This is a genomic window from Streptomyces sp. NPDC014006 (assembly GCF_043088925.1).
Lineage (GTDB): Bacteria > Actinomycetota > Actinomycetes > Streptomycetales > Streptomycetaceae > Streptomyces.
Genome location: NZ_JBICAJ010000001.1, coordinates 741,289 through 759,535 on the forward strand (window position 1 = coordinate 741,289; position 18,247 = coordinate 759,535).

The 18,247-nt window shown below is 73.8% G+C and carries 18 protein-coding genes, 1 other RNA gene and 1 pseudogene; 9 read left to right on the forward strand and 11 right to left on the reverse strand.

All coding sequences use genetic code 11. The annotated features are described in order from the left end of the window. Window positions 1-6: 6 nt before the first annotated feature. From ACF1GV_RS03380 to ACF1GV_RS03395, 4 genes are read right to left on the reverse strand one after another with little or no spacing between them, the layout of a single operon-like run. Window positions 7-639: a response regulator gene (locus ACF1GV_RS03380; RefSeq protein ID WP_391678475.1), complete on the reverse strand. Its 633-nt coding sequence runs from the start codon at window positions 637-639 to the stop codon at window positions 7-9. Between the two features lie 50 nt (window positions 640-689). Next, window positions 690-1,934: a sensor histidine kinase gene (locus ACF1GV_RS03385; protein WP_391677340.1), complete on the reverse strand. Its 1,245-nt coding sequence runs from the start codon at window positions 1,932-1,934 to the stop codon at window positions 690-692. A 14-nt stretch (window positions 1,935-1,948) separates the two neighbouring features. Then, window positions 1,949-2,665 carry an ABC transporter permease gene (locus ACF1GV_RS03390; RefSeq protein ID WP_391677342.1) on the reverse strand — a complete coding sequence of 239 codons (717 nt, stop codon included), beginning with the start codon at window positions 2,663-2,665 and terminating at the stop codon, window positions 1,949-1,951. Beyond that, window positions 2,665-3,561 (reverse strand): ATP-binding cassette domain-containing protein, encoded by an 897-nt coding sequence (locus ACF1GV_RS03395; protein ID WP_391677344.1) that lies wholly within the window; start codon window positions 3,559-3,561, stop codon window positions 2,665-2,667. Before ACF1GV_RS03395 ends, ACF1GV_RS03390 begins: the two co-directional genes overlap by 1 nt. Window positions 3,562-3,726: 165 nt before the next feature. Here ACF1GV_RS03395 and ACF1GV_RS03400 point away from each other — a divergent pair, with 165 nt between their 5' ends. Next, the gene (locus tag ACF1GV_RS03400; protein WP_391677346.1) at window positions 3,727-4,584 is read left to right on the forward strand and encodes a MaoC/PaaZ C-terminal domain-containing protein; all 858 of its coding nucleotides are present in this window, start codon (window positions 3,727-3,729) and stop codon (window positions 4,582-4,584) included. Window positions 4,585-4,642: 58 nt separating this feature from the next. Here ACF1GV_RS03400 and ACF1GV_RS03405 read toward each other — a convergent pair whose 3' ends face one another. Then, window positions 4,643-4,801 carry a hypothetical protein gene (locus ACF1GV_RS03405; protein ID WP_363267536.1) on the reverse strand — a complete coding sequence of 53 codons (159 nt, stop codon included), beginning with the start codon at window positions 4,799-4,801 and terminating at the stop codon, window positions 4,643-4,645. 97 nt (window positions 4,802-4,898) lie between these two features. Beyond that, window positions 4,899-6,026, reverse strand: coding sequence for a hypothetical protein (locus ACF1GV_RS03410; protein ID WP_391677349.1), 1,128 nt, complete (start codon window positions 6,024-6,026; stop codon window positions 4,899-4,901). A gap of 199 nt (window positions 6,027-6,225) precedes the next feature. Between ACF1GV_RS03410 and ACF1GV_RS03415 the strand changes: the two genes are divergently transcribed. The 3 genes from ACF1GV_RS03415 to ACF1GV_RS03425 are packed head-to-tail and all read left to right on the forward strand — an operon-like array spanning window position 6,226 to window position 9,302. After that, window positions 6,226-7,065 (forward strand): Nif3-like dinuclear metal center hexameric protein, encoded by an 840-nt coding sequence (locus ACF1GV_RS03415; RefSeq protein WP_391677351.1) that lies wholly within the window; start codon window positions 6,226-6,228, stop codon window positions 7,063-7,065. Further along, window positions 7,062-7,805 carry a zinc ribbon domain-containing protein gene (locus ACF1GV_RS03420; protein ID WP_391678478.1) on the forward strand — a complete coding sequence of 248 codons (744 nt, stop codon included), beginning with the start codon at window positions 7,062-7,064 and terminating at the stop codon, window positions 7,803-7,805. The genes ACF1GV_RS03415 and ACF1GV_RS03420 overlap by 4 nt, the downstream gene beginning before the upstream one ends. Window positions 7,806-7,817: 12 nt before the next feature. Continuing rightward, window positions 7,818-9,302: a bifunctional RNase H/acid phosphatase gene (locus ACF1GV_RS03425; RefSeq protein ID WP_391677352.1), complete on the forward strand. Its 1,485-nt coding sequence runs from the start codon at window positions 7,818-7,820 to the stop codon at window positions 9,300-9,302. Window positions 9,303-9,306: 4 nt separating this feature from the next. On the opposite strand, the gene eda is transcribed toward ACF1GV_RS03425, so the two are convergent. Continuing rightward, window positions 9,307-9,984, reverse strand: a complete 678-nt coding sequence (gene eda / locus ACF1GV_RS03430) for a bifunctional 4-hydroxy-2-oxoglutarate aldolase/2-dehydro-3-deoxy-phosphogluconate aldolase (protein ID WP_391677354.1) — start codon at window positions 9,982-9,984, stop codon at window positions 9,307-9,309. Window positions 9,985-10,196: 212 nt separating this feature from the next. Beyond that, a complete protein-coding gene (gene yaaA, locus ACF1GV_RS03435; RefSeq protein WP_391677357.1) occupies window positions 10,197-10,979 on the reverse strand; it encodes a peroxide stress protein YaaA in 783 nt (260 codons plus the stop codon). 77 nt (window positions 10,980-11,056) lie between these two features. Between yaaA and ACF1GV_RS03440 the strand changes: the two genes are divergently transcribed. Then, the gene (locus tag ACF1GV_RS03440) at window positions 11,057-12,484 is read left to right on the forward strand and encodes an RNB domain-containing ribonuclease (protein WP_391677358.1); all 1,428 of its coding nucleotides are present in this window, start codon (window positions 11,057-11,059) and stop codon (window positions 12,482-12,484) included. Here ACF1GV_RS03440 and ACF1GV_RS03445 read toward each other — a convergent pair. Continuing rightward, window positions 12,435-13,040 (reverse strand): hypothetical protein, encoded by a 606-nt coding sequence (locus ACF1GV_RS03445; RefSeq protein ID WP_391677359.1) that lies wholly within the window; start codon window positions 13,038-13,040, stop codon window positions 12,435-12,437. The genes ACF1GV_RS03440 and ACF1GV_RS03445 overlap by 50 nt on opposite strands. Then, window positions 13,037-13,783, reverse strand: coding sequence for a MerR family transcriptional regulator (locus ACF1GV_RS03450; RefSeq protein WP_391677361.1), 747 nt, complete (start codon window positions 13,781-13,783; stop codon window positions 13,037-13,039). The genes ACF1GV_RS03445 and ACF1GV_RS03450 overlap by 4 nt, the downstream gene beginning before the upstream one ends. 393 nt (window positions 13,784-14,176) lie before the next feature. Between ACF1GV_RS03450 and ACF1GV_RS03455 the strand changes: the two genes are divergently transcribed. From ACF1GV_RS03455 to rnpB, 4 genes and pseudogenes are all read left to right on the forward strand, one after another. After that, window positions 14,177-14,320 (forward strand): hypothetical protein, encoded by a 144-nt coding sequence (locus ACF1GV_RS03455; RefSeq protein ID WP_391677363.1) that lies wholly within the window; start codon window positions 14,177-14,179, stop codon window positions 14,318-14,320. A gap of 45 nt (window positions 14,321-14,365) precedes the next feature. Further along, the gene (locus tag ACF1GV_RS03460; RefSeq protein WP_391677364.1) at window positions 14,366-15,196 is read left to right on the forward strand and encodes an AraC family transcriptional regulator; all 831 of its coding nucleotides are present in this window, start codon (window positions 14,366-14,368) and stop codon (window positions 15,194-15,196) included. Window positions 15,197-15,281: 85 nt separating this feature from the next. Continuing rightward, window positions 15,282-15,998, forward strand: a pseudogene (locus ACF1GV_RS03465) (DMT family transporter); the annotation flags it as partial. Between the two features lie 115 nt (window positions 15,999-16,113). Beyond that, window positions 16,114-16,521, forward strand: an RNA gene (gene rnpB / locus ACF1GV_RS03470) — RNase P RNA component class A. 18 nt (window positions 16,522-16,539) lie between these two features. Here the strand turns inward: rnpB and ACF1GV_RS03475 are convergent. Then, entirely contained in the window at window positions 16,540-18,129 is a 1,590-nt protein-coding gene (locus ACF1GV_RS03475; RefSeq protein WP_391677366.1) for an acyl-CoA carboxylase subunit beta, read from the reverse strand. Between the last annotated feature and the right edge of the window lie 118 nt (window positions 18,130-18,247).

Consider the following 18,247-nt stretch of genomic DNA (forward strand, 5'->3'; position numbering starts at 1 on the left):
AGGGGACTACAGCCACCCTTGCCTGCGGGCCTCCCGCATCGCCTCCATGCGGTTGCGGGTACCCGTCTTGCCGATCGCGGCGGACAAATAGTTGCGGACCGTGGACTCCGACAGATGCAGCACGGCGGCGATGTCGGCGACCGTCGCGCCGTCCACGGAGGCCTTCAGTACGTCGCACTCGCGCGCGGTCAGCGGACTGGGCCCCGCGCTGAGCGCGGCGGCGGCCAGCGCCGGATCGACGATCGTCTCGCCGGTCAGCACCCGGCGGATCGCCTCCGCCAGCTCCTCCACCGGCCCGTCCTTGACGAGGAACCCCGCGGCGCCCGCCTCCATGGCCCGGCGCAGATAGCCGGGCCGGCCGAAGGTGGTCAGGATCAGCACCCGGCAGTCGGGCGCCTGGTCACGCAGCTCTGCGGCCGCGTCCAGCCCGCTGATGCCGGGCAGTTCGATGTCGAGGAGCGCGACGTCCGGGCGGTGCGTCAACGCGGCGTCCACGATCGCGTCCCCCGTGCCTACCTGCGCCACCACCTCGATGTCCGGCTCCATCCCCAGCAGTAACGCCAGGGCGCCGCGCATCATCCCCTGGTCCTCGGCGAGCAGCACCCGGATCGACTTGCCGGGGCGGCGCCCACGGGACATCTCCTCGTTCACCCGCTCAGCGTAGGCCGCACCGGCGTCCCGCACCCCGCTCAGGTCGTGGCCGGCTGCGCGAGATCCGCCGTCACCGGCAGCTCCGCCCGCACCACGAACCCGCCCCGCTCCCCGACGCCGGCCGTCAACGTGCCACCGGCCGCCGCCAGCCGTTCCGTCAGCCCCTTCAGCCCCGTACCCCCCACCGCGCCCTCCCGCGGAGCGACCGGCCCGCGCCCGTCGTCGCTCACCGTCAGCCGCACCCGTTCCCCCGACCCCGCCACCGCTATCTCGCAACGCCGCGCCCCGCTGTGGCGGACCGCGTTCGTCACCGCCTCGCGTACCACCCACCCCAGCAGCGCCTCCGTCTGCGCTGACGGCGGCGGTCCCGAACGGCGCACGACCGGTTCGATGCCCGCCGCCGTGAGCGCCGAACGCGCCCGGTCCAGCTCCGTCGACAGACTGCCGTCCCGGTAGCCGGTGACGGCCTCCCGGATCTCGGTGAGGGCTTGGCGCCCGACCGACTCGATGTCGGTGATCTGCGCCAGCGCCGCGTCCAGATCGCGCGCCGCCAGCCGCCTCGCCGCCTCCGACTTGACCACGATCACGGACATGGTGTGCCCGAGCAGATCGTGCAGGTCGCGGGAGAAGCGCAGCCGCTCCCGCTCCACCGCCCGGTGCGCCAGCTCCTCCCGCGCGGCCCGCAGTTCGCGCACGGCCTCGGACAGGGACAGCATCGCGGCGGTCACCATCGTCGCCAGGAAGGTGCTGTAACCGATGCTGATGCTGCCCCACCCGTCGCGCACGACCGCCACGGTGCCCGACAGGACGCCCAGGGCGGTGCCGTAACGGCCCAGCCGCGGTCCCCGCAGGATCGCGCCCAGCGCGAGACCGAAGAGGGGGAAGAACATCAGCCACGCCCCGCCGTAACCGATGGCCAGGCCGCAGGTCAGTGCGCCGATCAGGCACAGGGCCACCCGGGTGCGCAGCGCTTCGCGCTTCGTCCGGTCGAAGGCGTGGAAGACGACGTACACGTACAGCGAGTTGAACGTGAGCAGCCCGAGGCCCCCGATCCAGGGGTTGGGAGCCTTCCCCTGGAAGACGTTGGACAGCGCACCCAGACCCATGAGCAGCCATGGCAGCAAGGTGAATCCACTGGGCGGCGGCCCCGGACGGTCCAGCGGCTCCCCGCTTTTGCCGGCCGTCCGCTGCTCGGCCCGGAACGCGTCCGCCGCCTCCCTCTGCCGCGCGACCTTCGTCCGCACCGCGCGGATCCGGCAGGCCACGCCGTCCCTGAACGCCATCTTCTCTCCCCCGATCAGCCGGTCTCGCCACTGCGCCGGTACGCCCACACCGCGTACGCGCCGAACGCCGTCAGCCAGCCGGCGAGAACGAGCATGGCAGCCGCCGCCGGCACCTGTCCCGTCGCGACCGAGCCCGCCACCTCCGCGAACCGCGCGGTCGGCGTGCACGCGGACAGTGCCCGCAGCCAGCCGGGGAAGAGGGCGAGGGGGAACCACAGTCCGCCGAGCACCGCGAGCCCCAGGTTGCAGACCATGTTCGCCACACCGGTGGTCTGCCCGGTGAGCCGGTAACCGTTGCCGAGCCCCAGCAGGGTGAAGGGCACCGAGCCCAGCCACAACACCACGGCCAGCGCCGCCCACTGCCACACCGCCAGCCGTACGCCGTTGACCAGACCGCCCGCCGCGAGCACCGCGACGATCGCCGGAAGGACCGTCACACCGCCGGTCAGCGCCCGGCCGGTCACCACCTGAGCGGGCGTCATCGGCGTCACCCGCAACTGCCGCAGCCAGCCGATCGCCCGGTCCTCGGCGACCCCGCCGCCGGTGTTGAGCGCGGAACCGACCGCGCCGTAGGCGGCCATGCCGACCATCGCGCCGGTCCGCCACTCGCCGGTGACGTCACCGAGGTTGGTGAACAGCAGGTACATCACGACCGGCATGGCGATCCCGCCGATCACGAAGCCGGGGTCGCGCAGCGTGCGGCGCACCTCCAGACGCAGGTAGGCGAGCATCACATCACCGCCGGCGCGGTCAGGGCGAGGAACGCGTCGTCCAGCGAGGCCGGGGCGACCTCGAGGCGGCGTATCGCGCCGCGCTCGGCCAGCGCGATCACCGTCGCGTCGGAGTCGTCGGTGCGCAGGTGCGCCCGGTCCCCGCGCAACTCCACCGAAAGGACACCCGGCAGCAGATGCAGGCCCTCGGTGGAACCCCCGGCCAGATCGAAGGAGACCCGGTGGCCGCCGGCCGCCCGGCGCAGCTTCTCGCCCGTGCCGTCGGCGGCGATCCGGCCCCGGTCGACGACCACGATCCGGTCGGCGTGCGCGTCGGCCTCCTCCAGATAGTGGGTGGAGAACAGGACCGTACGACCTTGCCGGGCGGGGGAGCGCAGCGACGCCCAGAAGGCGTGCCGCGCCTCCACGTCGAGCGCCGCCGTCGGCTCGTCCAGCACCAGCAGCGCGGGGTCCCCAACCAGTGCCACCGCGAACCGCACCCGCTGCACCTGCCCGCCCGACAGCCGGTCCACCCGCCGCCCGGCCAGCTCCTCGATCCCGGCCAGCCGCAGGGCTTGAGCCGCAGGCATCGGCTTCGGGTAGCGGCCGGCGACGAAGCCGACGAGTTCACCGACGGTGATCCGGGGCACCGCGCGCGCCTCCTGGAGCATCGCACCGACCCGCCCCGAGCGCACCGCGGTCCGCGGCGGCGCGCCGAACAGCCGTACCGCGCCCGCGTCGGGGGCCAGCAGGCCGAGCAGCAGGGCGATCGTGGTGGACTTGCCGGCGCCGTTGCGCCCGAGCAGGGCCACCGTCTCGCCGGGGGAGATGTCCAGGTCGATGCCGTCGACGGCGCGCACCGCGCCGAAGGTCTTGACCGCCCCCGTGAAGGAGACGGCCGCTTCCGTGGTCGTCATGTCCCCGACGGTATGGAGGTGCGGGCGCCGCCGGGGAGATGCGTGTGTACGGAGTGCGGCAGGACAAATGTCACGACGCCGACAGCGATTGATGGATCGTCAGTTTTCCTCGCCCCCCGGTCCGCTGGGTTATACAAGGGGCAGTCGGCGACGTACAGGAGCCCCATGCCCATCGACCCAGCCCAGGCCCTTGCGGCCGCGCCCCTCACCGGTGACATCTCCTGGACCGCCAAGGACGTCCAGCTCTACCACCTCGGCATCGGCGCGGGCGTCCCCGCCACCGACCCCGGTGAGCTGCGCTACGCCCTCCGGTCCCGGCTGCACGTCCTGCCGAGCTTCGCCACCGTCGCCGGCTCCGGCGCGCCCGGTGTGATCCGCGCGCTGTCCGTGCCGGGCGTCGACGTCGACCTCGCGCGCGTCCTGCACGCCGGGCAGGCGCTGACCGTGCACCGTCCCCTCCCGGTCGAGGGCTCCGCGCGGGCCACCTCCCGTATCACCGCGGTGTACGACAAGGGCCGGGCGGCCGTCCTCGTGCTGCGCACCGACGTCGCCGACGGCGACGGCCCGCTGTGGAGCGACGAGGCCCACGTCCATGTTCGCGGCGAGGGCGGGTTCGGAGGCGAGCGCGGGCCCGCGACGCGCCTCGAGGCACCCACCGGCGAGCCCGAGCGGGTCGTGGAGCGCGCGATCCGCGAGGACCAGGCGCTGCTGTACAGCCTCTCCGGCGATGACAACCCCCTGCACGTCGACCCCGAGTTCGCCCGGGCCGCCGGCTTCGAGCGGCCCGTGCTGCACGGACTGTGCACCTACGGCATGACCCTCAAGGCCGTCGTCGACACGCTGCTCGGCGGAGACGTCACACGGGTGCGGTCGTACAGCACGCGGTTCGCCGGGGTCGTCTGTCCGGGGGAGACCCTGCGCATCCGCATGTGGCGCGCCGAGGGCGGTGTGCGGGTCGCCGTGAGCGCCGTCGAGCGGGACGAGGCGCCCGTCCTCACCGACACCGTCGTCCACCACTCCTGAGACGCGGAACGGCCCCGCCCCCGAGTACCCGGGGGCGGGGCCGTTCGCGTACGTGCCGTCAGGCCGCCGATCCGGCCTGTTCGGACGTCCTGCGGTGGCGGCCCCGGGGAGCCGTCTCGCCGTCCTGCGTCGAGACCGGACCCCGGTGCCTGCCGTGCCCGGCGGCCGCCATCTCGGCCTCACGGCTCTGCGGCTGCGTCGTGCTGGCGTCGCTCATCGGAAGAACTCACCCCGTCAACATGATCTTTCCTTACAGCCGGGCGAGTGTAACCAACGCACCTCGGGCGTAATCCAGCCGCACACGCCAACCGGCACTAGTTCGTTACAAGTCGTCCCAAGGGAGCCTGCTGCAACGGCACGGGGCGCGGCGCGACCGGCTCGGGGACCTCCTCGGCCGGGCCCTCCTGTGCCGGCGGGGCCGCATGCGGCACGGTCAGCCGGGCCAGTCCGCAGGAGACCTCCTCGGTGGCGTACGGCAGCAGGAGCGTGCCCTCGGGCGTGACGAGCCCCGCGCCGGTCAACCAGCCCGCGGGGGCCGGGAGATGGTGCACCTGGCGCTCGGCCGGCCGCCACACCCCGGTCCAGGTACCCAGCGGCCCGTCGATGCGCAGCGCCACCGCGCAGTTCTCCGGCGTCAGCACCTGCCCCGGCTGGATCGCGAACGGTGTCACCCGGCGCTCCGGCAGCCTGAGGCAGTCCGGGAAGCGCACCGGCAGGATGCTGCCCATCACGCCCCAGCCGAGCCGGGGCTCGCCGGACGCGGGCGCGTCGGAGGAGATCAGCAGCAGGCCGCTGTCGGGGTCGGCGAGCAGCAGCCGGTCGTCGCTGGCCTCAGCGATCTGCAGCAGCGGCGACACCTCCCCGCCGCGCCCCAGGTCCACCACGACCGCCTTGGTCCGCCCGCCGGTCTCCCGGTCCAGCGCCAGCATCCGACCGGCGTGATCCAGCCACACCCCGCCCGAGCAGCGCCCCGGCACCTCGGCCAGCCGCTCCGGACCGAACGCCCCGCCCGCGACCAGCCACACCGTGCTGGAGCGCGGGCCCACCGCGAGCGCGTACGCCCGCTCGCCGCCCGGCGCCGGCGGCAGCAGCCGCAGCGTGCCGTCCTCGGGTGCCGTCACCGCGCCGAGCGGCGCCTCACCGGTGCCGGGGCCGGTGGGATAGAGGAGACAGAAGTCGTAGCGTTCGCCGACCCGGCGCTTGATCAGCACCCGGCCGTCCGCCATCGGCTGCACCTCGGTGCCGGCCTCCTCTGGCTGGTTCCCGCGCAGCGGCACGGCGTACGGCTCGGGGCCGCCGAGGGTCCAGCGCTCGGGGAAGGGGGACTCACCGTCGTGGGCGAGGCGTGCGGCGTAGCCGCCGTCCGCCGTGATCACGCACCCTGCCCGCGGGGAGAGGCCGTCCTCGTCCGCAGCCGGGGGTTCGATCGCACAGGCCGTCATCGTTCGGTCACCTCCGGCGACGAAGCTAGTTTTCGCCTGCACGGGCGTGATACGCGGCGGCCGCCCCTTCACACATAAGGGTGGTGCAGAAGCGATTCACCTGAGGAAAACGGGGCGAATGTGCTGAGTGGCGCAAGCCCGGTCACAGGGGCGGCGACAGCTGTACGTAGGGGCAGATCAGCCAGGTAGCCTTGCACCCGTGCCCCGTCTGTCTGAAGTCATCGCCGCGCTGGAGAAGCTGTGGCCCGCCGAGCGGGCCGAGTCCTGGGACGCGGTCGGCACCGTCGTGGGCGACCCCGGGCAGGAGATCGCGCGGGTTCTGTTCGCCGTCGACCCCGTACAGGAGATCGTCGACGAGGCGGTGAAGCTCGGCGCCGACCTGCTGGTCACCCACCATCCGCTCTATCTGCGCGGTACGACCACGGTCGCGGCCACCCACTTCAAGGGCCGCGTCGTGCACACGCTGATCAAGAACGACATCGCGCTGCACGTGGCGCACACGAACGCGGACACCGCCGATCCGGGCGTGAGCGACGCGCTCGCCGGTGCGCTGGACCTTCGTGTCCTACGACCGCTCGTGCCGGACCCGAGCGATCCGGAAGGCCGCCGGGGCCTGGGCCGGGTCTGCGAGCTCGACCACCCGCTGCCCCTGCGCGAATTCGCCGCGCGCGCCGCCGAACGCCTGCCCGCGACCGCCCAGGGCATCCGCGTGGCCGGCGATCCCGGGACGACGATCCGCACGGTTGCCGTCAGCGGCGGCTCCGGCGACAGCCTCTTCGACCAGGTCCGCGCGGCCGGCGTCGACGCCTTCCTCACCGCCGACCTGCGCCACCACCCGGCGAGCGAGGCGGTCGCCCACAGTCCCCTCGCGCTGCTCGACGCGGCGCACTGGGCCACCGAATGGCCCTGGTGCGAGCTGGCCGCGAGCCAGCTCGACGAGATTTCCGACCGGCACGGATGGGACCTGCGCGTCCACGTCTCGAAGACGGTCACCGACCCCTGGACCAGCCACTCCCCGTCACCTGGAGCCCCCAACTGAACGCCGCGCCCGCCGACCAGATCCGACTCCTCGACGTCCAGGCCCTGGATGTGCGCCTGCAGCAGCTCGCGCACAAGCGGAAGTCGCTGCCCGAGCACGCCGAGATCGAGTCGCTCACCAAGGACCTCACCCAGCTGCGCGACCTGCTCGTGGCCGCCCAGACCGAGGAGAGCGACACCGCACGCGAACAGACCAAGGCCGAGCAGGACGTCGACCAGGTCCGCCAGCGCGCCGTCCGTGACCAGCAGCGCCTGGACTCCGGCGCCGTGACCTCGCCGAAGGACCTGTCCAACCTCCAGCACGAGATCGCCTCCCTCGCCAAGCGGCAGGGTGACCTGGAGGACGTCGTCCTGGAGGTCATGGAGCGCCGCGAGGCCGCCCAGGAGCGGGTGAGCGAGCTGACCGAGCGGGTCTCATCCGTCCAGGCGAAGATCGACGACGCGACCGCGCGCCGGGACGCCGCGACCGAGGAGATCGACGGCGAGATCGCCTCGGTGACCAAGGAGCGCGAGGTCGTGTCGGCCGCCGTCCCCGCGGACCTGCTCAAGCTGTACGACAAGCTGCGCGCGCAGCAGGGCGGAATCGGTGCGGCCAAGCTGTACCAGCGCACCTGCCAGGGCTGCCGCCAGGAGCTCGCCATCACCGAGATGAGCGAGATCCGCAAGGCCGCGCCGGACACCGTGGTGCGCTGCGAGAACTGCCGCCGCATTCTGGTGCGCACGGCCGAGTCCGGGCTGTAGGGAGCCGCGCGGGTGCGGGAGTTCATCGTCGAGGCCGACGGCGGGTCGCGGGGCAACCCCGGCCCGGCCGGGTACGGCTCCGTGGTCCGGGACGCGGCGAGCGGGCAGACGCTGGCCGAGCGGGCCGAGTACATCGGCGTCGCCACCAACAACGTGGCCGAGTACCGGGGGCTGGTCGCCGGGCTGCGCGCGGCGCACGAGCTGGACGCGTCGGCCTCGGTGCACGTCCGGATGGACTCCAAGCTCGTCATCGAGCAGATGTCGGGCCGCTGGAAGATCAAGCACCCGTCGATGAAGCCGCTGGCGGCCGAGGCGGCGACGGTGTTCCCGCCCGGCCAGGTCACCTACGAGTGGATCCCGCGCGAGCGGAACAAGCACGCCGACCGCCTGGCCAACGAGGCGATGGACGCAGGCGGCCGCGGCGAGGAGTGGACGCCGTCGGCGTCCCGCGCGGAGCTGGACGCGACCGCCTCCGCCGCCCCGGAGCCGTCGGGCCCGCCCGGCGACGCGGCGGCGGGCGCGGCCCGCGCCCGCGCGGCACTGGCCGACGTCCGCGCGGCCCGGACGGTGTCCGGGACGACGGCACCCACGGTGTCCGGGACGACAGCACCCACGGCGTCGGGGGCGCCTGCCGAGCCGACCCGCGAGGCCGTCCCGGCATCCGATGCGGCTCCGGCGAGCGGTGCCGCCTGGGCGGACAGCGGGGGTGCTGTCAGCGGCGGCGCCGCCACTTCGGCGGGCACCAGTGGTGCAGTCGGGGCTGCCGTCGTCGACACAGGTGCGGCCCCAGCCCAGACGGGTGCGGCCCCAGCCCAGACAGGCGCCGCCCCCTCCGAGACCTCCGCCCCCGGCTGGGGCTCCGCTCCCGATCTCGGGGCCCCGGCCACCTTCGTGCTGCTCCGGCACGGTGAGACACCGCTCACCCCGCAGAAGCGTTTCTCGGGCAGTGGCGGTACCGACCCCGCCCTCTCCGACATCGGCCGGGAGCAGGCCGAACGCGTCGCCGCCGCGCTCGCCCGGCGCGGCACCATCCAGCACATCGTCGCCTCCCCGCTCGCCCGCACCCGCGAGACCGCCGGCATCGTCGCCGCCCGCCTCGGCCTGGAGGTGACCGTCGAGGACGGCCTGCGCGAGACGGACTTCGGTGCGTGGGAGGGGCTGACCTTCGCCGAGGTGCGCGAGCGTCACCCCGAGGACCTGAACGCCTGGCTCGCCTCGCCGGACGCCGCGCCGACCGGCGGCGGCGAGAGCTTCGCGGCCACCGCCACCCGGGTCGCGGCGGCCCGCGACAAGCTGATCGCGGCGTACGCCGGCCGCACGGTCCTGCTCGTCACCCATGTCACGCCGATCAAGACCCTGCTCCGGCTGGCCCTGGGCGCGCCCCCGGAGTCCCTGTTCCGTATGGAACTGTCGGCGGCGTCCCTGTCGGTCGTGGCCTACTACGCGGACGGCAACGCCAGCGTCCGTCTGTTCAACGACACCGGGCACCTGCGCTGAGCCGTCAGCGGCCGCGCCCGCCGAGCCCGGCCGCCTGCCGGGCCAGCCGCTCGATCCGGGCCCAGTCCTGGGCCGCCACCGCGTCCTCCGGCACCATCCAGCTGCCGCCGACGCAGCCGACGTTGGGCAGGGCCAGGTAGTCGGGCGCCAGGTCGGGCGTGATGCCGCCGGTGGGGCAGAAACGGGCCTGCGGCAGCGGGCCGGCCAGTGACGTCAGGTACGCCGTGCCGCCCGCGGCCTGCGCCGGGAAGAACTTCATCTCCCGCACTCCGCGCTCCAGCAGCGCCACCACCTCCGAGGCGGTCGAGACCCCCGGCAGGAACCCCACCCCGGACGCCGTCATCGCCGTCAGCAGACCGTCCGTCCACCCCGGGCTGACCAGGAACCGCGCCCCCGCCGCGACACAGTCGGCCACCTGCTCCGGCGTGATGACCGTGCCCGCGCCGGCCACCGCGCCCGGCACCTCCTGTGCGATGGCCAGCAGGGCGGGCAGCGCGGCGGGCGTGCGCAGGGTCACCTCGATCGCGGGCAGCCCACCGGCGACCAGCGCCCGCGCCAGCGGTACGGCGTCGGCGGCGTCCTGCAGCACGACCACCGGGAGAACGGGGGCGAGGTCCAGCACGGAGGCAGGCGACGACACGGGGGCAGGCAGGGGTACGGAGGCAGGCTGAGACTCGGGCATGGCGTCATCCTGCCCGCCCGATGCGGAGGGCGCAAAGGTCGTTGCAATATGTGCAACGCAAGCTCGGTGGGCCCCATGTGCACCTGGGCCCTGTCGTTTGGATCAGGCCGGCTGTGAGATGCGGCGCCTTTCGGCCGACCCGAGCGGGTCTGGTGCGTGCAGCTGCAAGGCGGAGGCGACGCCGGGGTGATCCGAACGACAGGGCCCAGCCCTCAGTGGACCTCGTCCACCAGCACGTCCAGCGACCACGGCCGCCCCGGCCTCGCCGGAGCCTTTGTCTCCACGACATATCCGAGGTCCCGCAGCGCCTCCACCAGCCGTGCCGGGTCCTCGGGCGCGGTGCCGGACGTCAGCAGGCTGCGCACGATCCGCCCCTTCGTCGCCTTGTTGAAGTGGCTGACCACCTTCCGGGTCGGCGCGTGCAGCACCCGCACCGTCGCCGTGCGCTCCGCGACCTCGCCCTTCGGCTTCCACGCCGTCGCGTACGCCGCCGACCGCAGGTCCAGCACCAGTCCGTCCCCGGCCGCCTCCGGCAGCACGGACGCCATCGGGGTGCGCCAGTACGCGCCCAGCGCCCCCAGGCCGGGCAGCTTCACGCCCATCGAGCAGCGGTAGGAGGGGATCGCGTCCGTCACCCGCACGGCACCCCACAGCCCCGAGAACACCAGCAGCGCTTCCGCCGCCCGCTCCCGGGCCGCCGCGTCCAGCGATGCGAGGCCCAGCGCGTCGTACAGCACGCCCGTGTACACCTCACCGGCGGGCCGCGCACCGGCCTCGCGCAGCGCCGCGTTCTTCGCGACCTCGCCGCGCAGCCCCTCGCTCAGCCCGAGCACCTCGCGCGCCTTCTCCTCGTCCGCCCGGCACAACTCGACCAGCTCCTCCAGCACGGCCTCGCGGGCGGGGGTGAGCCCCGGCAGCGACAGCGACTCCGGCGAGAGCGGGGCGCCGGTGCCGGAGGGGGCCTTGCCCTCGGAGGGCGGGAGAAGGACGAGCACGGGAGTTTCTCCTTATCGAACGGGACCGCCACAGCGTACGGCGTGCCTCCCGGCCGCCCGCGCCCTACGGTGGCGGTATGCTCCGCTGCCCCGTGCACGTGACCGGTGCCCCCAAGGGCCCGATGCGCGGCGCCCTCGACGCGCTGCGCACCCGGCTCGCCGTCCCCGGCCCCTTCCCGCCCGAGGTGCTCGCCGAGGCCGACCGGGCGGCCCGGGACCCGGCGCTGCCGGTGCACGACGCCACCGACGTCCCGCTGTTCACCATCGACCCGCCCGGCTCCCTCGACCTGGACCAGGCCCTGCACCTGTCCCGGCAGGGCACCGGCTACCGGGTGCGGTACGCCATCGCCGACGTGGCCGCCTTCGTCGTACCGGGCGGGCCGCTGGACCGCGAGGCGCGGCAGCGGGTGCTGACCCTGTACTTCCCCGACGGCCGCGTCCCGCTGCACCCTCCCGTGCTGAGCGAGGGCGCCGCGAGCCTGCTGCCGGGGCAGACCCGGCCCGCCGTGCTGTGGACGATCGACCTGGACGCCGACGGCCGGACCCGCGGCGTCGACGTCCGCCGCGCCCTGGTGCGCAGCCGGGCCCGGCTGGACTACGCGGGCGTGCAGCAGCAGATCGACGCCGGTACGGCGGAGGAACCGCTCGCGCTGCTGAAGACCGTCGGCCAGTTGCGGGAGGCGTTGGAGGCCGAGCGCGGCGGTGTCTCGCTGCGCGTGCCCGAGCAGGAGATCGTCCCGCGCGACCACACCTACGAACTCGCCTATCGCGCCCCGCTCGCCACCGACGGCTGGAACGCCCAGATCTCCCTGCTCACCGGCATGACCGGCGCCGAGCTGATGCTGGCGCACGGCACGGGCATCCTGCGCACCCTGCCGCCGACCCCGGTCGGCGCCGTCGACCGGCTGCGCCGCACCGCGTTCGCGCTGCACATCGACTGGCCCCACCACGTGTCGTACGCGCAGCTCGTCCGCTCGCTCGACCCGCACCGGCCGCGGCACGCCGCCTTCCTCCAGGCGTGCGCCACGGTGATGGGCCACGCCGAGTACACCGTCTTCCGCGACGGGCGGATCCCGGAGCTGACCACGCACGCCGCGGTCGCCGCGCCGTACACCCACTGCACGGCTCCCCTGCGCCGGCTCGTCGACCGCTGGGCCTCGGAGCTCGCGCTCGCGGCCTGTGCCGGGCAGGAACCGCCCGAGTGGGCGCGCGCCGCGCTGGACGTGGTGCACGACCGGATGGCGGAGGGCGGCCGCCTCGCGAGCAAGGTCGACCGGGCCTGCATCGACCTGGTCGAGGCGGTGGTGTTGCAGGACCGGGTGGGCGAGGTCTTCCAGGGGTGCGTCGTCGAGCTGGACGACCACCGGGGAACCGTCCAGGTGGAGTCACCCGCGGTCATCGGGGAGATCCGCGGCGCAGGCCCCGGCTCCCTCGGGGAGCGCCTGCCGGTACGGCTCACCCAGGCCGATCCCCCGACGGCGAAGGTGAGCTTCGAGCCGGCGTGAGCGCCCGCACCAGGCCGTCGGCGTCGTCCGCGTGCAGCCGTACGACACGCACCTCGCGCCGCCGGCCCAGCAGCGTGACGTGGGTGACCGGGCGGGCCAGCTCCAGGGTGAGAGAGGTCTGCCCGCCGACGGCGACGTCCAGCTCGCCGGGGGCGCGCGCGGAAGAGGCGCGCAGCTCACGCCGTATCGCCGTGATGCCGTGCCTTGGAATGCGCAGGTCCACGTGCGTGCCGTGCCGCACGCGGAGGGTGGCGCCGTCGAGCACATGGGGACGGACGACGGACGCGGCGTGCAGGGCGACGACGAACACGACCGTGTAGGCGTCCAGCACGAGCGCCACCGCGTGCGCGGTCGGCCAGTCGCGCAGCAGCACCGACAAGGTGAAGGTCTCGACGACGCAGACGAAGGCGAGTCCGGCGGTCGTGGCGCCCTGCCCGCGGGCATACCCGAAGGCGTGCGTGGCGTCGCGGGTGCCGTGGCGCCGCCGGGCGAGCCACAGCAGGAGACTCACCATCAGCCGTGCCTCGTGCCGGGCCAGCGCCCGGGCGGTCCTCATCGCCGCTGTCCGGCGATCATCCGCAGCGCCCGCCGGAACGCCTCGGCCTGCGCGGGGGAGAAGTCGGCGCACACCGCCCGCAGAAAGGCGTCGCCCTCGGGGACACCGCCCTCGGGCAGCAGACCGGCCGGGACGGCGTCCGCCAGCGCCCGCGCGGCCTCCGCCACCCGCGGATCGTCCGCCGCCGCGCCGGCGAGCAGGTCGAGCAGCGCGTACGCGTGCTCGGTCCGTCGTACGGCCTCCGGGTCGGCCAGGGCCTCGGCGAGTACGGCCGTGATCCGCTCCCGCGCCTCGGGCGGCGCGGCGGTGTCCAGGAGCGCGAGGATCTCGCGGTCCTTGGCCGCCATGGGCGACGCCGAGCCGGGCACCCGGGCGAGCAGTGCGGCTGTCCCGGGCGAGACGGGCCCCTCGGCGGGCAGCGCCTCCGCCTCCAGCAGCTCCCGCAGCCGCCGCCGGCGCTCCCGGATCGCCTCCTCCTGCCGGGCGAGGTCGGCGTCCAGCTCGGTGAGCACCTCGATAAGGTCCTTCCCGGCATCGTCGGCGAGCACGTCCCGCACCTCCGCGAGGCCGAGCCCCAGCTCGGTCAGCCGCCGGATCCGGGCCAGCACGACGGCGTGCCGCAGGGTGTAGTCCCGGTAGCCGTTGCCCAGCCGCTCCGGCTCGGGCAGCAGCCCGAGGTGGTGGTAGTGCCGCACGGCCCGCGTGGTGACCCCGACGGCCGCGGCGAGTTCTCCGATCCGCATGACCCCAGTGAAGAGGCTGACGTCGCGGCAGGGTCAAGCGGCCACGATCGTGGGAACGGTGCCCGACGTCTCGGCACGGTGGCCGCCGGCTGCTCCAAGCCGGCCCGAACCGACGTGAGGGGCAGGGCGGCGACGGAATGGGACCCGGTCGTGAAGGGACGTATGACCGACTGGTTCGCGGAGCTGGACACCCCGGAGGGCATCCGGGTGGAGCTCATCGAGGGTGACATGGCCGTGACCCCGCCGTCCTAGGGGAACCACGGACACTGCGTCAGCCGGATCGTGGGCCGGATGTACCGGCGGACGGACACGGACATGCAGTTCTCGCCGTGGCGGGACCGGGAGGCCAGGCGCCGCTGTTGTGCCCGAGGTCAGATCCCGCTCCCTCTTCTCGTGGACCGCGAGATCTCCCGCACGACGCTCTTCGGCGACCCCGTGGACGGTGACTACCGCGAGGGCTGGATTCGTCCCTGCGGAAAGCCGCTGCGCCGGCCCGAGCCCTTCGCCTTCGACCTGGACACCGCGGACTTTCTCTGAGCCCTTCGGCGTTGCACCCTCTGGGAAAAGCTGGGGGTGTGCGGCATGGGCGGACGGGAACAGGCGCGGTGGACCAGGGCGCGGCTGGGGCGGTGCGGGCCGGCGCTCGATCTGCTGACGGCCTCCTTCGACCGGCACGTCTACGCCCCGCACGCCCACGCCGAGTACACCGTCGGCGTCACCCTCGGCGGCCTGGAGGTCATCGCCTACCGGGGTGGGCGGATCCACTCCGGGCCCGGCTCCCTCGTCGTCCTGGAACCCGGTGAGATGCACACCGGCGGCCCCGCAGCACCGGACGGCGGCTACGCCTACCGCGCCCTGTACGCGGCGCCCGAGCTGCTGGGCGACGGCGTGCTCGGCGACGCCCTCCCGCACTTTCGCGAACCGGTCCTGCACGATCCCGAACTGGCCGCCGCGCTGCGCCTGACCCACACCGAACTCGCCGCCTGCCCCGACCCCCTGGAGGCAGAGTCCCGGCTGCCGTGGCTGCTCACGGCCCTGGCCCGGCGCCACTCCACGGCCCGCGCGGCGAGCGACACCGTGCCCGGCGCCGACCGCGTCGCCGCCGTCGTCCGCGACCGCCTGGCCGGCGAACTGCTCGCCCCGCCCTCCCTCGCCGACCTCGCCACCGAGCTGGGCCTGTCCCGCTACCAGCTGCTGCGCGCCTTCCGTACGGCGATGGGGATACCGCCCTACGCCTGGCTCGCCCAGCACCGGGTGACCCGGGCCCGCGGCCTGCTGGAGGCGGGTCTGCGCCCTGCGGAGGTGGCGGGCCTGGTGGGCTTCGCCGACCAGGCGCACCTGACCCGCTGGTTCCGCCGGGTGCTCGGGGTGACCCCGGCGGCGTACCGCAACAGCGTTCAAGACGCACGGTGACGCCCTGGCCGAAACTCGGCGCATGACTGCACGCGGCTGGTTCCTCTTCTCCCTCATGGGAGTGGTCTGGGGCATCCCCTATCTCATGATCAAGGTGGCGGTGGACGCGGTGTCCCCGGCCACCGTGGTCTTCGTGCGCTGCGCGCTCGGCGCGGCCCTCCTTCTCCCCTTCGCCCTGCGGCAGCCGGGCCTGGCGCACACCGTGCGCACCCACTGGCGGCCGCTGCTGGCCTTCGCGTGCATCGAGATCATCGGCCCGTGGTTCACCCTGACCGACGCCGAACGCCACCTGTCCAGCTCCACCGCGGGCCTGCTGATCGCGGGCGTCCCGGTCGTCGGCGTGGCCCTGGCCCGCTCCTTCGGCGACACCGAACGCCTCGGCATACGACGTCTGAGCGGCCTCGCCCTCGGACTCGCCGGCGTCGGCGTCCTCACCGCCCCGCACCTGACCGGCGGCGACGCGCGCTCCCTGGCCGAGGTGCTGCTGACGGTGGTGGGCTACGCCACGGCGCCGCTGATCGCCGCGCGTCACCTAAGGGACGTTCCGTCCCTGCACCTGACGGCGCCCTGCCTGGCCCTGGCGGCGCTGGTGTACGCGCCCGCCGCGGCGGCGACCTGGCCGTCCGAGGTGCCCGCTCCCTCGGTGCTGGCGGCGCTGGCCGGGCTGGGCGTGATCTGCACGGCCGTGGCGTTCGTCGCCTTCATGGAGCTGATCAAGGAGGCCGGTCCGACGCGGGCCACGGTGATCACCTACGTCAACCCGGCGGTCGCGGTGGCGGCGGGCGCGATGTTCCTGGACGAGCGCCTGACGGTGACGATCACGGTGTCCTTCGCCCTGATCCTGGCGGGCTCGGTCCTCGCGACGGCCGCCGGTCCGCGCACGACCACCCGCCCGGTACCATGGTCCGCACGGCAGACGAGCCGGGCGGACGGCCGCGTGGAGTCCCCTTGACGGGGGGCTTCCCGAGGAACGTCCGGGCTCCACAGGGCAGGGTGGTGGCTAACGGCCACCCGGGGTGACCCGCGGGACAGTGCCACAGAAAACAGACCGCCGGGGGCCTCGGCCCTCGGTAAGGGTGAAACGGTGGTGTAAGAGACCACCAGTGCCCAGGGTGACCTGGGCAGCTAGGTAAACCCCACCCGGAGCAAGGTCAAAAGGAGCGCTGTAAAAGGCGCTCTGCGCGGACGTTCGAGGGCTGCCCGCCCGAGTCCGCGGGTAGACCGCACGAGACCGGCGGCAACGCCGGCCCTAGATGGATGGCCGTCGCCCCGGGCTCCGCGAGGAACCCGGGGAACAGAACCCGGCGTACAGCCCGACTCGTCTGCCCCTTCGGGGGTTCGCGTCACATCGGCGGATTGCCGTGCTTGCGTTCCGGCAGGTTCGCGTGTTTCGCGCGGAGCATCGCCAGGGAGCGGATCAGGACGATGCGGGTTTCGGACGGGTCGATGACGTCGTCGACCAGGCCGCGTTCCGCCGCGTAGTACGGGTGCATCAGTTCGGACTTGTACTCCTTGATCAGGCGGGCGCGGGTCGTGTCCGGGTCGTCGGATGCGGCTATCTCGCGGCGGAAGACCACGTTCGCCGCGCCCTCCGCGCCCATCACCGCGATCTCGTTCGTCGGCCAGGCGAAGGACAGGTCGGCGCCGATCGAGCGGGAGTCCATGACGATGTACGCGCCGCCGTAGGCCTTGCGGACGACCAGGGAGATGCGCGGGACCGTCGCGTTGCAGTAGGCGTACAGCAGCTTCGCGCCGTGCCGGATGATGCCGTTGTGCTCCTGGTCGACGCCCGGCAGGAAGCCCGGCACGTCCACCAGCGTGACCAGCGGGATGTTGAACGCGTCGCAGAACTGCACGAAGCGCGCCGCCTTCTCCGAGCCGTGGATGTCGAGCACGCCGGCCAGCGCGGTGGGCTGGTTGGCGACCAGGCCCACGACGTGGCCGTCCAGGCGGGCCAGCGCGCACACCACGTTCTGCGCCCAGGCCTCGTGCACCTCGAAGTACTCGCCGTCGTCGACGATCTCCTCGATCACCGCGCGCATGTCGTACGCCCGCTGCGGGTCCGCCGGGACCAGGGAGGTCAGCGCCTCCGTGCGGCGGTCCGCCGGATCGCCGCCGCGCGCGACGGGCGGCAGTTCGCGGTTGTTCTGCGGCAGCAGCGACAGCAGATGGCGCACGTCCGCCAGGCAGTCCGCCTCGTCGTCGTAGACGAACCCGGACACGCCGGACAGGGACGAGTGCACGTCCGCGCCGCCGAGGCCGTCGTGGGTGATCTGCTCGCCCGTGACCGCCTGGACCACGTCGGGGCCCGTGATGAACATCTGGGCGGTGCCGCGCACCATGAACACGAAGTCGGTCAGCGCGGGGGAGTACGCCGCGCCGCCCGCGCACGGGCCGAGGATCACGCTGATCTGCGGGATGACGCCGGAGGAGCGGGTGTTGCGGCGGAAGATGCCGCCGTACCCGGCGAGCGCGGTGACGCCCTCCTGGATGCGGGCGCCGGCGCCGTCGCTCAGGCCGACGACGGGCGCGCCCGCCGCCTCCGCCAGGTCCATCACCTTGTGGATCTTCTCCGCGTGCGCCTCGCCCAGGGCACCGCCGAAGACCCGGAAGTCGTGGGCGTACGCGAAGACCGTGCGGCCGTGCACCAGGCCCCAGCCGATGACCACGCCGTCGCCGTGCGGCTTGCGCGCTTCCAGGCCGAAACCCGAGGCGCGGTGCCGGCGCAGCGGCTCGATCTCGGTGAACGTTCCCTCGTCGAAGAGGAGTTGCAGCCGCTCCGGGGCGGTCAGCTTGCCCTTGGCGTGCTGGCGCCGGGTGGCCTCGGGGTCGGGGCCGCGGCTCAGTTCCTCCTTCAGCCGTTTCAGCTCGTCGGTGGAGCGGTGCAGATCGGGTGCGGGGGCGAGGGCGAGCAGTTCGTCGAAGGTCGTCATTGCGGCACCGTAGGGAGACGGCCTCGAAGGCTCCGGCACCCCTTCTGGAGAATCGCTCGATCGGGCACGGACCGGGGGCCGGGACCCGGCCCGTGGTACGGCCCGTGCTGCGGTGGCC

Coding starts and splice junctions, on each gene's coding strand:
- ACF1GV_RS03405 (WP_363267536.1), bottom strand. CDS start 4,801: ATGAGCGACGCCAGCACGACGCAGCCGCAGAGCCGTGAGGCCGAGATG.
- ACF1GV_RS03440 (WP_391677358.1), top strand. CDS start 11,057: ATGCTCCGCTGCCCCGTGCACGTGACCGGTGCCCCCAAGGGCCCGATG.
- ACF1GV_RS03410 (WP_391677349.1), bottom strand. CDS start 6,026: ATGACGGCCTGTGCGATCGAACCCCCGGCTGCGGACGAGGACGGCCTC.
- ACF1GV_RS03450 (WP_391677361.1), bottom strand. CDS start 13,783: ATGCGGATCGGAGAACTCGCCGCGGCCGTCGGGGTCACCACGCGGGCC.
- ACF1GV_RS03460 (WP_391677364.1), top strand. CDS start 14,366: ATGGGCGGACGGGAACAGGCGCGGTGGACCAGGGCGCGGCTGGGGCGG.
- ACF1GV_RS03395 (WP_391677344.1), bottom strand. CDS start 3,561: ATGACGACCACGGAAGCGGCCGTCTCCTTCACGGGGGCGGTCAAGACC.
- ACF1GV_RS03380 (WP_391678475.1), bottom strand. CDS start 639: ATGTCCCGTGGGCGCCGCCCCGGCAAGTCGATCCGGGTGCTGCTCGCC.
- ACF1GV_RS03385 (WP_391677340.1), bottom strand. CDS start 1,934: ATGGCGTTCAGGGACGGCGTGGCCTGCCGGATCCGCGCGGTGCGGACG.
- eda (WP_391677354.1), bottom strand. CDS start 9,984: ATGCCCGAGTCTCAGCCTGCCTCCGTACCCCTGCCTGCCCCCGTGTCG.
- ACF1GV_RS03475 (WP_391677366.1), bottom strand. CDS start 18,129: ATGACGACCTTCGACGAACTGCTCGCCCTCGCCCCCGCACCCGATCTG.
- ACF1GV_RS03400 (WP_391677346.1), top strand. CDS start 3,727: ATGCCCATCGACCCAGCCCAGGCCCTTGCGGCCGCGCCCCTCACCGGT.
- ACF1GV_RS03390 (WP_391677342.1), bottom strand. CDS start 2,665: ATGCTCGCCTACCTGCGTCTGGAGGTGCGCCGCACGCTGCGCGACCCC.
- ACF1GV_RS03445 (WP_391677359.1), bottom strand. CDS start 13,040: ATGAGGACCGCCCGGGCGCTGGCCCGGCACGAGGCACGGCTGATGGTG.